Origin of the sequence: Terribacillus sp. JSM ZJ617 (genome assembly GCF_044383785.1) — a bacterium.
Classification (GTDB): domain Bacteria; phylum Bacillota; class Bacilli; order Bacillales; family Amphibacillaceae; genus Terribacillus.
The window spans coordinates 212,184-226,238 of record NZ_JBISEQ010000001.1 but is presented as its reverse complement, the minus strand read 5'-3'; the positions used below and the strand labels follow the sequence as shown (position 1 = coordinate 226,238).

13 protein-coding genes are annotated in these 14,055 nt (G+C 44.1%); 4 read left to right on the top strand and 9 right to left on the bottom strand.

From position 1 onward, the window contains the following. Positions 1 to 53: 53 nt before the first annotated feature. The 6 genes from ACH6C1_RS01150 to ACH6C1_RS01125 form a co-directional block, all read right to left on the bottom strand. The gene (locus ACH6C1_RS01150) at positions 54 to 404 is read right to left on the bottom strand and encodes a hypothetical protein (protein WP_374073872.1); all 351 of its coding nucleotides are present in this window, start codon (positions 402 to 404) and stop codon (positions 54 to 56) included. A 196-nt stretch (positions 405 to 600) separates the two neighbouring features. After that, on the bottom strand, positions 601 to 1,947 hold the full coding sequence (locus ACH6C1_RS01145; protein WP_366248200.1) for a gluconate:H+ symporter: 1,347 nt from the start codon (positions 1,945 to 1,947) through the stop codon (positions 601 to 603). 98 nt (positions 1,948 to 2,045) lie between these two features. Then, a complete protein-coding gene (pdxA, locus tag ACH6C1_RS01140) occupies positions 2,046 to 3,056 on the bottom strand; it encodes a 4-hydroxythreonine-4-phosphate dehydrogenase PdxA (RefSeq protein ID WP_374073869.1) in 1,011 nt (336 codons plus the stop codon). A gap of 12 nt (positions 3,057 to 3,068) precedes the next feature. After that, a complete protein-coding gene (locus ACH6C1_RS01135; RefSeq protein ID WP_374073867.1) occupies positions 3,069 to 4,355 on the bottom strand; it encodes a four-carbon acid sugar kinase family protein in 1,287 nt (428 codons plus the stop codon). Continuing rightward, the gene (locus ACH6C1_RS01130) at positions 4,355 to 5,122 is read right to left on the bottom strand and encodes a DeoR/GlpR family DNA-binding transcription regulator (RefSeq protein ID WP_095221774.1); all 768 of its coding nucleotides are present in this window, start codon (positions 5,120 to 5,122) and stop codon (positions 4,355 to 4,357) included. The genes ACH6C1_RS01135 and ACH6C1_RS01130 overlap by 1 nt, the downstream gene beginning before the upstream one ends. A 224-nt stretch (positions 5,123 to 5,346) precedes the next feature. Next, positions 5,347 to 6,678: a hemolysin family protein gene (locus ACH6C1_RS01125; RefSeq protein WP_374073865.1), complete on the bottom strand. Its 1,332-nt coding sequence runs from the start codon at positions 6,676 to 6,678 to the stop codon at positions 5,347 to 5,349. A gap of 433 nt (positions 6,679 to 7,111) precedes the next feature. Here ACH6C1_RS01125 and ACH6C1_RS01120 point away from each other — a divergent pair, with 433 nt between their 5' ends. Then, a complete protein-coding gene (locus ACH6C1_RS01120) occupies positions 7,112 to 8,170 on the top strand; it encodes a tartrate dehydrogenase (protein ID WP_374073863.1) in 1,059 nt (352 codons plus the stop codon). 36 nt (positions 8,171 to 8,206) lie between these two features. Here ACH6C1_RS01120 and ACH6C1_RS01115 read toward each other — a convergent pair whose 3' ends face one another. The 3 genes from ACH6C1_RS01115 to ACH6C1_RS01105 form a co-directional block, all read right to left on the bottom strand. Then, complete coding sequence (locus ACH6C1_RS01115) at positions 8,207 to 8,620, bottom strand: YjdF family protein (RefSeq protein WP_374073861.1); 414 nt, start codon at positions 8,618 to 8,620, stop codon at positions 8,207 to 8,209. Positions 8,621 to 8,871: 251 nt separating this feature from the next. Next, positions 8,872 to 9,624, bottom strand: a complete 753-nt coding sequence (locus ACH6C1_RS01110) for a hypothetical protein (RefSeq protein ID WP_374073859.1) — start codon at positions 9,622 to 9,624, stop codon at positions 8,872 to 8,874. Positions 9,625 to 9,828: 204 nt separating this feature from the next. After that, on the bottom strand, positions 9,829 to 10,875 hold the full coding sequence (locus ACH6C1_RS01105; protein WP_374073857.1) for an NAD(P)/FAD-dependent oxidoreductase: 1,047 nt from the start codon (positions 10,873 to 10,875) through the stop codon (positions 9,829 to 9,831). Between the two features lie 210 nt (positions 10,876 to 11,085). Between ACH6C1_RS01105 and ACH6C1_RS01100 the strand changes: the two genes are divergently transcribed. Genes ACH6C1_RS01100 through ACH6C1_RS01090 form a run of 3 tightly spaced genes read left to right on the top strand, consistent with a single transcriptional unit; the run spans position 11,086 to position 14,047 of the window. Then, a complete protein-coding gene (locus ACH6C1_RS01100) occupies positions 11,086 to 12,009 on the top strand; it encodes an iron-hydroxamate ABC transporter substrate-binding protein (protein WP_374073855.1) in 924 nt (307 codons plus the stop codon). 41 nt (positions 12,010 to 12,050) lie between these two features. After that, complete coding sequence (locus ACH6C1_RS01095) at positions 12,051 to 13,046, top strand: FecCD family ABC transporter permease (RefSeq protein WP_374073853.1); 996 nt, start codon at positions 12,051 to 12,053, stop codon at positions 13,044 to 13,046. Continuing rightward, positions 13,043 to 14,047, top strand: a complete 1,005-nt coding sequence (locus ACH6C1_RS01090; protein WP_366248212.1) for a FecCD family ABC transporter permease — start codon at positions 13,043 to 13,045, stop codon at positions 14,045 to 14,047. Before ACH6C1_RS01095 ends, ACH6C1_RS01090 begins: the two co-directional genes overlap by 4 nt. The last annotated feature ends 8 nt before the right edge of the window (positions 14,048 to 14,055 follow it).

Below are 14,055 nucleotides of genomic sequence, written 5' to 3'. Positions count from 1 at the left end.
AAAGGAGAACAGCTAAGCTGTTCTCCTTTTTTACTTGATGCAAACTTAAGATGTTAAGGAAGAACTTTTTCAGAAGGTTGATGTTTAAGTTTTTTGATTAACTTATCATCAATTGAAACTTCATTACCTTCTACAACACCATAGAACTCGACTTTGTCTTTAAAATACCTAAAAATATAATAATTTTCCCCATCTTCCTTTGTGCTTATTGATTTAAAATATCCTTTCGGTGCGCTCAATGAATTGAATAGTGGATATCCCTCCTCACTTATATCATCTTTGGTAATACCATAGTCTTCGATATATTGATCGATTTTCTTCTCTGCAATGTATCTGTTAATAAAATGTGTACTTAAGATAGCGATAATTATCAACAGTACAGCAATCATAAATTTCTTTTTCATAAGTACCCCTTTTATTAGTTCCCTTTAAATAAATAGTGTCGCAATTGGATGTGTCTTTCAAGTGTTGTAAGGATTCATCTAACTTGAAAAATTATCCTGCTGTGTAAATTTGTCTATAGGATTTAACAGAGTTATCCAACTAATAAGAGGCATAAAAAAGAAACGGATACAGCCTTGGCTGTACCCGTTTCTTATATTAGATAAAGATATCCAGAATCATTGTGAATACAAGACCCGATACCGCCACAACTGTTGAAAGAACTGTATACGTACCGAAAGCTTCTTTCAATGTCATTCCGAGTGACTCTTTTACCATCCAGAATCCAGCGTCATTGACGTGAGATGCAATCGCACTTCCGGCACCAGTTGCAAGTGCTACCAGCTCCAGGTTCACATCTGGCATTGTACCTAGTGACGGAATAACCAAACCAGCCGTTGTCAGTGTAGCAACAGTTCCAGAACCAAGACAGATACGAAGGATTGCAGCAACCATCCAAGCAAAGAACACTGGAGACATGGATGTATCTGCAAAGATAGAAGCTACATAGTCACCAACACCGCCATCGATAAGAACCTGCTTCAAGGCTCCGCCTCCACCGATGATCAATAGCAGCATACCAAGTGCATTAATAGCCGATCCACAAGAATCCATCAGTTTCTTAATAGGAATATTTCTTCTTATCCCCATTGTGTATATCGCAACTAATAGAGAAATTACCATCGCTGTGGAGGAGTTACCCACAAAGCGGATGATTTCTATCAACATATTGTCAGCAAACCCTCGTTCTGCTTGCAGGATATCCACAGCTGCACCGATTGCCATGAGGATAACTGGGAATAGTGCCGTGAAAACACTGATACCGAAACCTGGCATTTCTTCTTCTTTAAATGTTTTTGCAACACCAAACGATTCACTGCCCTCACGTGTCCAAGCAGTTGGAACGATTTTTTTAGCTAGCTTCGGATACAGGATACCTGCAAGGATAACCGTAGGAATCGCAACGATGATACCATAAATAAGCATAAGACCAATATTTGCACCATATTCAGCTGCTACTGCAGTCGGACCCGGATGCGGCGGCAGGAATGCGTGTGTTGCTAGTGCCGCTGTTACCATCGGCAAACCAAGATGCACGATCGATACTTTCAATTCTTTTGCAATCGAGAAGATGATCGGAATAAGCAAAACGATTGTTACTTCAAGGAACAATGCGATACCAACGATGAAGGACGCAAATAGAACAGCCCACTGAATACGTTTTTCGCCGAATTTATCAATAAGCGTAGTCGCAATGCGGTTGGCACCGCCAGCGTCTGCAATCAGACGGCCAAGCATAGCACCCATACCGAATATCAGCGCTATATGACCGAGTGTGCCGCCTAAACCGCTTTCAATTGAGCCAACAACTTCTGACATCGGCATTCCTAGCAGCAATGCGACGATAAAGGAAACAATGATCAAGGAAACGAATGTGTTCAGTTTAAGTCCCATAATCATGATAAGCAATAATAGTACACCTAAAGCTATGATCAGTAATGGCATGATGATTTCCCCCAAATCTCTTTGTAAGTGTTTACATTGTTGTCCGTCAGAAAGGAAGGACTTCTACATCCTTCCAATCTTCCGGTATGTTGTTTTGCTTAAAGCGTCGTACGAGTAAAGTTTGGTGCATATTGCGCTGCAACTTTGATACATTCTTCCATACTGATACTTTCCGCAATGTTCTTGCCGGCAATATCGAATGCTGTACCGTGGTCGACGGATGTACGCAAGAACGGCAGGCCATTCGTGATGGAAACAGTACGGTGGAAGTCTGTCATCTTCGCTGCGATATGACCTTGGTCATGGTACAAGGAAAGAACTGCATCGTACTTGCCGTTTAGTGCTTGGAAGAAGACAGAGTCAGCAGGAACAGGTCCGACTGCATCGATACCATCTTTAACAGCAAGCTCGATACCTGGTTTGATTTGTTCTACTTCCTCCCAGCCGAACAAGCCGCCTTCACCGCTATGCGGGTTCAAGCCTGCCACTGCAAAGCGGCGATTTTCCACACCGAGACGCTGAAGTGCTTTGTCACAGCGAATCAAGTAATCTTGTACTCTTTCTTTTGTCATCTGTGCAATAGCATCTTTCAAAGAAAGGTGACGTGTAAGGAAGAAGATACGCATACCGTTTACTTCGAACATTGTTAGCGGATCATCAGAACCAGCTAGGTCTTCCAGCATTTCTGTATGTCCGATGTAAGGAACCTTCGCTGCTTTCAAAGATTCTTTGTTGATTGGTGTTGTCGCAAGTGCTTGCACTTGACCATCCATCGCAAGCTCAACAGATTTTTTGATATATTCGAAAGCGCCTTGGCCGCCCTGAGCAGAAACTTGGCCGTACTCTAGTGTATTGATATCGATGTTGTCCAAGTTGATTACGTCGACTGTACCTAATTCGTATTTTCCTTCTGTCGGGGAAGATACTTCATTTACTTCCAGATCCGCTTCAACGATTTCAATCGCTTTTTTGATGACTGCAGTATCACCAATCACAAGCGGTTTACATACATCGTAAATTTCCTGCTTTGTTAGTGATTTCATTGTGATCTCTGGTCCGATACCTGCTGGATCTCCCATTGGAATTGCGATAATTGCTCTTTCTGCCATTGTTATTCCTCCTTAAAATTTAGCTTCCAAATATTTCACGCTTGTATAAATTGCTTTTGTTCCACCTGCCGTGCCGCCTTTAGTTACAATCGGAATACCATCCAGGTATCCTCCCATAAACTTTCCATAAGCGATCAGCGGCAAGATCTCATCCAACAGCTGAATTCCTTCTGCTCTGCTTATCGAGCATAGTGAAGCGGTTACATCTCCACCACTAGAGAAGCAGCCTCCAATTTCGAACTTGCTCTCCTGGACAACCACTCTTGTAATTTTGCCGAGACCGTCCGCAATACGTTTCGCTAACGCATCCTGACTCACACCCTGCTGTGCCCCGAGCGTTTTCAAATCAAGAATCTCAGCACCTGGTGCATCAGTTGTGATTAACAAGATGTCTTGTTTCTCCAACTCCTGCTTTGCCAGCGCAATTACCCGATCTACCTCTTCATCCCAAACACCATCTACTGTTGCCAGCTTCTTGGAGTCTACATAAATTGGTCTGAGATTCGTTTTGTCCTTCAGATATTGCAGCTGTTTTGAGCTATTCGATGTTACACTTCCAACTGTGACAATAATCTTTTTATCCTTCATTCGCTTCCTGCTAAATGCTCGAGCGAATGCTGCTGTCAGCGGGCCAGGATCAGCTGGCACCATTTGATAGGATTCAAGCTCTGCCATAGCTCCTGCTACCGCATCAATATCTTCATTCGTGATGACGTCTGGAACAATGATTCTGGCACCCGCGTCAATTGCTTCCTGCATCTTGCTCTCGATCGCTTGCTTGCCTGCAAGGATTGTTTCAAGGCCGATGCTTGCTACTGTAAATTTGCTCTGTTTTTCAACCAATTTCGGTACATGTGACTCTGTAACCGGTTTAACCGGATCCTTCCCTACATCTGACAATTGAACAGGTACACCGTGAACAAGCAAGTACCCGCCAGAAACGATTCGTCCGGAATCCGGGTAAGCCGGTACGACAACAGCAACTGCCTGTGTCCCCAATTCATCGAGCAGTGTATCAAGCTCAACGCCGATATTACCGCGCACTGTACTGTCGATTCGCTTGCAGACGATATCCGTTTCCCACTTCTTCAGATTCCCCGCAACCGTTTTCACACGACGGTGTGCAACCTCCTCTTTCACATACCGGCTATCGGTATCGACAATCACACCGTTAATCTGTTCTGAAGAAGGAAGATGATCGTAGAAGACCATCGTCGCAACGTTATATCCAAGCTTCGTCAGCTTAACACCAGTTCCATTCCCACCAGTCAGATCATCTGCAATTACACCAATCTTCATCAGGCTTCCTCCTCTGCTGCTACGACCTCCAAAAGCTCCGGTAATTCTCTCGGATGATAAGCCTTTATACCGCTATCCGAAATGACACCGGATAATACTTCCAAGTCACAAACTTTCGCCAGCGCCTTTTGATCCAGCTTGCTCGAATCTGCCACCAGCCAAGTTGCCTGAGCTGATTCGACCATCAATTTCTTGATGGAAGCCTTCTCAAAAGTAGGCGCCGTCACACCAACTTGCAGGTGAACTGCATGGGCACCTAGGAAAAACAGATCTACATGCAGGTTACGCAATGTCTGCTCTGTGAGCGGACCAAATAGCGCCCCGATATTATTCTGCATCTCTCCGCCAGTCAGAATCACCTTGACCTCACTGTCCATCAGCTCAGCTGCGATCTTGATATCATTCGTAACGACGGTCAGATTTCGTTTCTGCTTTAGCAGCTTTGCGATTTCAAGTGTCGTTGTTCCTGAATCAAGGAGGATTGTAAAGTGTTCCTGCACCAGTTCAACAGCCCGTTTCGCAATCTGACGCTTTTCCTCAGCATGCTTACCTTCTTTTGTCTGGAATGACGACTCCATCACCAGCGGCTTGTTGAGAATTGCACCACCCAGCGTCCGGATGATCTGCTCCTGTTCCTCCAAGTAGTTTAAATCTCGTCGGATTGTCATAGCAGATACATTCAACTCCGCTGCCAATGCATCGATATCTATCTTTTCATTCTTATTTAATTGTTCTAAAATCACATTTCTGCGTTCATTTGGCTGCATTTTGTATCACCTTTGTTAATCATGAACATCTTATGTGTTCATGATATGCTTTATAATGTTAATTGTCAACATATAATGTTACTATTTATCAAAAAACATTATCTTGTTTGTTAATAAATAACAACCATAGTATACTTCACTATGGTTTTTAATACTATATATATGGATTGCAAAAGTATTTCCAACAGCAAAAAACGCCGCCCCTTCAGTTGGGCGGCGTTTATTTAATTGGAAATGCTTTCTTCCAGCTGTTCGACCTGGGTTTGCTTGCGCATTTCCACTTCAACGATCTGATGATTCAGCGTCTCCGTTATTTCCCACTCATATCCATGAGCTTCTATGACGCGATGCTCCTCGATACTTCTAAGATTGGTGAGCATCCATCCGCCGATTGTATCGACTTCTGCCTCGTTAATGAAACGAATGTCAAATTGCTCTTCGATTTCCTCAAGCAGGACACGGCCATTCAAACGGTACTTATTCTCAGAAACCTTTTGGATGTCCGGTTTTTCATTTTCATCGAATTCGTCGCGTATTTCCCCGACGATCTCTTCAAGCATATCCTCCATCGTCACAATACCAGCAGTTCCGCCGTACTCATCGACTACTAGCGCGATATGAACACGTCTCTTCTGCATTGTCAGCAGCGTATCATTCAGACTTGTTCCTTCATGCACTGTCGGGATTGGATGGATGAAAGCATCTAATTTCTTGTCTTCTTTCGACGTGAAATCAGTCAGCATTTCTTTGACGTTAACAAAGCCGTAAATCCGGTCTTTGTCACCGCCTTCTGTTACAGGATAGCGTGTATACTGATGCTCCACCATTATTTCCTGGATTTCTTGGCGTGTCATTGTATCAGAAATCGCGACAACCTGTGTTCTCGGAACAAGGATATCCTTGACGACGCGATCGTTGAATGTGAAGATGTTCTCCATATAATCCAGCTCAGTTTTGTTGATTTCACCGCTCTGGAAGCTTTGTGCCATAATAATCTTCAGTTCCTCTTCGGAGTGGGCCTGTTCATGCGCAACCTGCTTAACACCGAACATGCGCAGGAATACGCGTGCAGATCCATTCAGTGTGTAGATAAAAGGTGCCATCAGCTTTCCGAACCAATACAGCGGACGCGCCAGAATGAGCGTCATCTTCTCTGTATATTGGATTGCCAATGTTTTCGGAGCCAGCTCACCGATAACGACGTGCAGGAAAGTCACGACCGCAAAGGCGATAGCAAATGAAAGAATGGTAGAAAGAGATTCTGAAAAACCGAAGTAATCGAATACTGGGTGTAATATCTTCTCTACAGTCGGTTCACCTAATGCACCAAGTACCAATGCAGTAACAGTAATCCCAAGCTGACAAGCAGATAAATAGTAATCGAGATTATGGACTAGCTTCTTGACGACTAAGGCGTTCTTGTTTCCTTCCTCGATGAGCTGCTCGACTCGTGACATACGTACCTTTACGACCGAGAACTCGGCACCGACGAAGAATGCCGTCAGAATGATGAACAAGGCTACTAAAGCTAGATTAAGTACTAATAATGGGTCCAAATTTTCCCCCTAAACAGGGGTTCACCTCCGTATGATGTTGTTTTTCTATATTGGTGTCTTTTTCCGCAGCGGCAATATATTCAGCACCTTCACCTTCCCAAGGGAATCGCCTCCTTTCAATTTTAAAAAAAAACCCCCATCTCGTTACCGGGATGGAGGCTTTTTTCTCCGCTCTTGTATACTAGCTTATCGAAATTATAAGGTATATATGCTGTATTTTCAAATAAATCACCGTGAATTATTTTCGAATTTTATTTCACTCAGCTATAATAACAGTAACCGCTATCATTGATAGAAGGACTGGATATCCTTTTACCGAAGGCTGTTCCAGATAACAGCTGCACTCCTTTGGATTACATTATCTCTGTCTCATAAAGTCAAAATCATAAGAAATGCGGGAAACTATCATCGAAGCGAAACAAGGAGGAGACGTATGAAGAAATTAAAGATAGCAAGCTTACCAGGAGATGGAGTAGGAAAAGAAGTAGTTCCTGCAGCACAGACAGTTTTGAAAGCGATTTCTGAGGTTCATGGCGGTCTGCAGTTCGCATTCGACGAGTACCCGTGGAGCTGCGAATATTATCTGGAGCACAACCGAATGATGCCAGACGATGCATTGGATCGCCTGCAGAATGCAGATGCTATTTTTCTCGGTGCTGTCGGGAACCAGAAGCTAGTTCCGGATCATATTTCCTTGTGGGGTATGCTGATCAAGATACGGCGAGAATTTGAACAGGTCATCAATATCAGACCTGCCAAACTATTGAAAGGTATTACCTCACCACTTACCAACCCGAAGGACTTCGATTTATTAGTTGTACGGGAGAATAGTGAAGGGGAATACAGCGAAGTGGGCGGCCGGATCTTCCGTGGTGAAGACGAAGTGGCAATTCAAAACGCAATTTTCTCAAGACGAGGCACAGAAAGAGCGATGCGCTATGCTTTTGAGCTTGCCGCAAAGCGCCGAAAACATGTAACAAGCGCAACAAAGTCAAATGGAATAGTACATTCTATGCCGTTTTGGGATGAAGTCTTTCAAACTGTGAAAAGTGATTATCCAGATATCGGAACAGACAGTCAGCACATCGATGCCCTCGCCGCCTTCTTTGTTACGCAGCCGCAGCGCTTCGATGTTATTGTCGCAAGCAATCTATTTGGAGATGTTCTTACCGATATCGGAGCCGCCATTATGGGAAGTATCGGTATTGCTCCTGCTGCCAATATCAATGTGAATGGTAAATACCCTTCCATGTTCGAGCCCGTCCACGGTTCCGCTCCAGATATTGTAGGTAAAGGAATTGCTAATCCGATCGGGCAAATATGGACAGCGAAGTTAATGCTCGATCATTTTGGTGAGGAAGAGCTTGGAGTTAAACTGCTGGATATTATTGAAGATGTGACAGCGGCTGGGATTCTGACTCCTGATTTGGGCGGGACATATCGTACAGAGGATGTAACGGCAGCGATTGTGGAAAGAGTTCACAAATTGTAAAAAATTCACCAGGTTCTATGTGAACCTGGTGAATTTTTATCTTCCTTTATGCTTCGCTTTTTTCTTCATAATTTTGAGCTGACGCTTGTGAGCCTTATGTTGCTCCAAGAATTGTCTCTTTCTAATCTGTTTCTTCCTTTTATTTTCTTCATAGCTTTGTTTCAGAGCCAGCTCTGCCTTTGTAGATAAGCTCATTTTTTTGGATTCCTTAGCAGCTAGTCTTTGCAATCGTTTTGGGTTTATAGGTCTCCGCTTCTCTTCTTTAAATTGAATACCAGATCCGCTTTTATTTTCTATCAATCCCAATAATTCATGGTTAACAAAATACAAGACCTCTTCACTATTAGGTTCCTTTCCAAATAAATGTCTATACGCATGATAGCGACCAGATATTTCTATTTCGATAATCCCTGTATAAAATTGCCCGTCAAAATATATCGTAAGTTTCATACTAACTCCTCCTCTGTGCACGTACTGGCATGATGGACATCCCGAGGAGGGAAGGCTACTTGCAAAAATGCATCCGGACTACCAACCGAATTGTGATTTTTCATGCCGTGCAAACTTCTATTATTTTAGCTTAGCATCAAAGTATATACAGGAAAATCCTTATAAAAACAATTTATACTCTACCAAATTCTTCCCTATTACTAACAAGTCTTTTGATCACCACACAAAAGAGCTGCCTAATAGACAGCTCTCTACACGTTACTTTCACCCTCAAACGAGACTGATTCCAATATAGCTCGGAAAACTTCCTTATCTTGTTCGTACGTCTCATCCAGTGTATTAAAAGAAAAAATATATGCAGTTCCGTCATGGATGATCGTATTTTGCTGTAACGTGAAGCCATCCATCTTGCTGATAAGTTCATTTGTTTCCATGCCTTTAATCTCATACGTTACATCACTTGTATAGTCATAGCCTGTTTGCTGCTTTGCAAGTGCAATATATGTTTCCAGTGTAAGATCGGGAAATGTAGAAATGTCTTCCGCTACGACACTGAGCGTGGTGGATCCATATTGATACCCCACCATAGGTATGCCCATTTCTTCCATTTCACCTAAAGAGATATACTCAGACGGCAGCTCGAAGGTCACACCTTCAAATGTTACTTTTCCATCTACAGGTTCAGCAGATGAAGTTTCCGATTCCAGGGTGTCAGCTTCCAATGTGTCTGTTGCTTCCTCTTGGACAGGAGGATCACTTTTAGGCATTGCTGTACTGTCCTCTTCTGCTGCAAAAAATTCATCTGGTTCCGCTGCTTCTTTGTCTTCACTAGCAATTGTATCTGAATTAGATGATTCTTGATTCTCATTAGCAGATGATTCCGTTTCTGCTGCTTCGCTTTTTGTATTTTCGTCACTTGCAGTCTCATCGGTTGCGCTTGCCCCACAGCCACACAGGAATAGGAGTAATGCAGCAAATGGCGCAATCAGAAATCTTTTATCCATCTCATCACCTCGATAAGCTATACCACCGAAACAGAAGGAATAAGCAGATATTGTAATCATTTGTAAAATAAAGGTACTTTACTCATAAAAAGGCTTTTACTTCTGATTCAGTTATACTAAGTGTTTTTCCTATGGAATACCTGCCGATAGTCTGATTGATTCATCCGCATATCCCAAAAAGAAAAGAGCGCACAATATGCGCTCTTATACCAATTTCTTTGCCAGCTCACGATTACGCTGCTTGAACAATACATTATGAGAGGAAACCATACCCCAGCCGTCTGCAGCTGGCTCGATATACTGTTTCGCTTTATTGACAGCATTCGCTGCATCCTGGAAGCAGCCGGCAATCAAAGTGACCTTGCCATCATGCTTCAAAATATCTCCTGCTGCAAACAGACCAGGTACAGAGGATTCCCCGCTCGGCGTTCCAGCGATATAGTAATTATCCACAAGCTCAATATCCACTTCGCTATTTTGAATCAAATCCATATCCCGTTCGTAGCCGTGATTGACAATTACCTCATCAATTGGCAAGAAAGTAGTTTCGTTCGTTTCATGATTCGTCAATTCCACACGTTCAATATGCTGCTGGTTCGGACACGCCACGAGCTTTGTGATCGATGTACAAAGGAAACACTTAGCACCGCTGCACATTAAGCGTTCCACTGATGCTTCATGTCCCTTCAGCGCCTCATTGCGATATGTAACATATACCCTTTTCGCAATGGGCTCCAGCTCGTTTGCCCAATCGACAGCAGAGTTTCCGCCGCCAGAGATGATGACAGTCTTATCCTTGAAACGCTGCATGTCTTTCACTGTATAGTTGAGATTTGCTACCTCAAATCTCTCACAGCCTTCAATGGACAGTTTTTGCGGATTAAGTATTCCGCCGCCGACCGCTGCAATAATTGTCTTCGAATAGTGGACTGTACCACTTGCCGCATGGAGCTCAAAGATTCCATCATCGTTTCGCTTGATGCTTGTTACCTTCTCGTTCAATACCACTTCCGGATCGAAGGTAAGCGCCTGCTCTGTCAGCTGGTCAATCAGTTTGCCTGCCGGAAGCGGCGGTAATCCGCCTACGTCCCAAATCATCTTTTCCGGATAAACATGGAGCTTGCCGCCCAAATAAGGCTGAAACTCGATGATTTTCGTCTTCATTTGCCGTAACCCACTATAGAAAGCGGAATATAATCCCGCTGGACCTCCACCAATGATGGTAACATCATACAGCAATTCTTCCTGCACACTGACTCCTCCTTTAATCCGATAGTGATAATCATTCTCATTCAAATATAACGGAAAATTTTCTCGAAATCAATGTTGACATCTAAATTTTCTGCCTTTATGATGTAATCAAGCGAGATTGATAATCATTCTCATTCTCATCGTATAACCCTGGTGCCCTGTCCCCCTAACAGGGCACTCCCCCCTATAAAATGAGGAGTGATATACATAATGAAAAAGCTATTCCCGGTCTTATTAATTTTAGTGATTGTATTAGCTGCTTGCGGCAGCAATAATTCTTCTGGTTCTGAAGAAAAGGCGCGTTCAACCGGCGATGGGAACGACACATTCACTTACGAATCCGAAAATGGCCCAGTTGAGGTGCCCGCTGACCCGGAACGCGTGGTAGTGCTTTCCTCTTACGTTGGTGATTTAATCGATTTAGATGTGCCAATTGTCGGAGCTGATGCCTGGTCAATGCAGAATCCACGCTTTGAAGATGCGTTAAAGGATGCCGAAGAAGTGACAGAGGATGATTTGGAGAAAATCATCGAACTCAAACCGGACTTGATCATTGGGTTTACCAGTTTAAAAAATCTAGATAAGCTAAAAGAAATCGCCCCTACAGTGACTTTTACTTACGGTAAATTGAATTATCTTGATCAGCATGTGGAAATCGGCAAACTGGTCAATAAAGAAGAAGAAGCACAGGCTTGGGTCGATGACTTTACAAAACGCGCAGCGGAAACTGGTGAACAGATTAAGGAGAAAATTGGTCCTGATGCAACAGTCTCTGTTGTCGAGAACTTTGATAAACAGCTCTACGTATATGGTGATAACTGGGGACGCGGAACAGAAGTACTTTACCAGGCAATGGGCTTGAATATGCCAGAGAAAGTAAAAGCGGATGCACTGGAGGCCGGCTACTTCGCTTTATCAACGGAAGTATTACCAGAGTACATGGGCGACTACGTGATCTTCAGTAAATTCGATGATACGGATACATCTGTCGAGGATTCCGAGTCCTTCCAGAATACGACTGCTGCAAAGAACAATCATGTATACGAAGTCGATGGAAATGCCTTCTACTTTAACGATTCCAATACACTGGATTACCAGTTAGACTTTATTAAAGAGAGCTTCCTAGGGAAATAGGAGGCTCTTTCCCTTATCTTACATAGAAAGATGCGTGCCTGATGAAGAACATACCATTTACTCTGAAACTTGTAGTTGGAATCATGCTTTCCCTTACAGCATTCACTGTGGCTTTATCATTCGGGGCTGCTGATATATCCTTTCGGGATGTGTGGGGTGCAATATTCACCAGTCAACATAATGCAGACATATTAATAATCCGTGAAAATCGTCTGCCGCGGGAAGTCGGGGCTTTCTTTGTCGGAGCGGCTTTAGCTGTGGCGGGTGCCATCATGCAGGGCATGACACGCAATCCGCTGGCGGATCCGGGACTGCTCGGTTTAACAGCCGGAGCCAATGCCGCGCTGGCAGCTGCTATGGCGTTCATCCCCCAAGCAAATTATATTGTTATTATTATTGCCTGCTTCATCGGAGCAGCTGTCGGTGCAGGACTAGTATTCGGGATTGGATCGCTTCGTCTTGGCGGTCTTTCCCCAGTGAAGGTCGTCTTGGCTGGGGCTGCTGTATCCGCCTTGTTATATGCGATATCCGAAGCAATCGGTTTAAGCTTCAAGCTGTCCAAGCAAGTTTCTGCTTGGACAGCCGGCGGTCTAGTCGGTGTTAACTGGACGCAGCTACAGCTCGTTATTCCAATCATACTGGCTGGAATCATCTTGTCATTATTTCTTTCGCATCAGCTAACACTGCTCAGCTTAAGTGATGAAGTAGCTGTTGGCCTTGGTCAGAAAACTTTTGCAATCAAAGCATTATTATTCCTTGTAACTATCCTTTTGGCAGGAGCATCAGTTGCATTGGTCGGTAACATGACATTCATCGGTCTGATGATTCCTCATATTGTCCGTTTTTTTGCGGGTACGGATTATCGTTATATACTGCCGTTATCCTTTTTTGCCGGAGGAACTTTCATGCTGCTCGCTGATACAGCTGCCCGGACGATCAATGCACCATATGAAACACCGCTTGTGGCCATCGTGGCTGCGCTCGGTTTGCCATTCTTCTTATTCATCGTCCACCGGGGAGGTCGCGCTTACTCATGAAAACAGCAAAGAAAAGCAAACAGGCTATCCTGATGATTTCTCTGGCTGCGTTGATCCTTGTTACAATCGTCATCGGAATGGGGCTTGGTCCTGCCTCGTTATCTTATAATCGGTTACTGCCGACACTATTTGGCAATGGGACTTTTCCTGAATCATTTGTTCTGTTCGATATTCGGCTTCCTCGTATTACAGTTACACTATTAGCTGGAATGGCATTGGCCCTGTCTGGTACAATCCTCCAAGGAATCACGAGAAATGATCTGACAGATCCCGGAATCATCGGTATTAATTCCGGTGCCGGATTGGGTATCGCGGTATTTTTCCTATTCATGCCGATCGATGCAGGAAGCTTTGCATATGCCTTGCCGCTTGTAGGATTTGGTAGTGCACTTGTGACAGCCATGCTGATTTATCTTTTTTCCTACAGCAAACAGCACGGTCTCCAGCCGGTCCGGCTTGTATTAGTCGGTGTCGGTTTTTCCATGGCTTTATCCGGTATGATGATCGTCCTGATATCCTCTGCTGACAGGGAAAAAGTGGATTTCATCGCAAAATGGCTCGCGGGAAATATCTGGGGCACGGACTGGCCATTCGTCCTTGCCCTGCTGCCTTGGATCCTTATCATTCTGCCGCTTACGCTTTACATGGCGAATCGGCTCAATGTGCTGGCGCTGAGTGAAGAAGTCGGAGTTGGGATAGGTGTTCAGCTGAATCGCGATCGTATCATTCTTATGATTGCAGCGGTAGCAATTGCTGCGGCAGCTGTGTCGGTTGCTGGCGGCATAAGCTTTGTTGGTTTGATGGCACCGCATATCGCACGAGCGCTTGTTGGTGCCAGGCATCAGTACGTACTCCCTGTCGCTTCCTTGATCGGCGGCTGGCTCTTGCTGCTGGCAGACACGATTGGACGGAATATAGCGACGGTGGATGGGCTGCCCGCTGGTATTGTTGTCGCCTTTATAGGCGCTCCTTATTTCCTTTATCTTCTGCTGAAAAAATAAGAGGTACT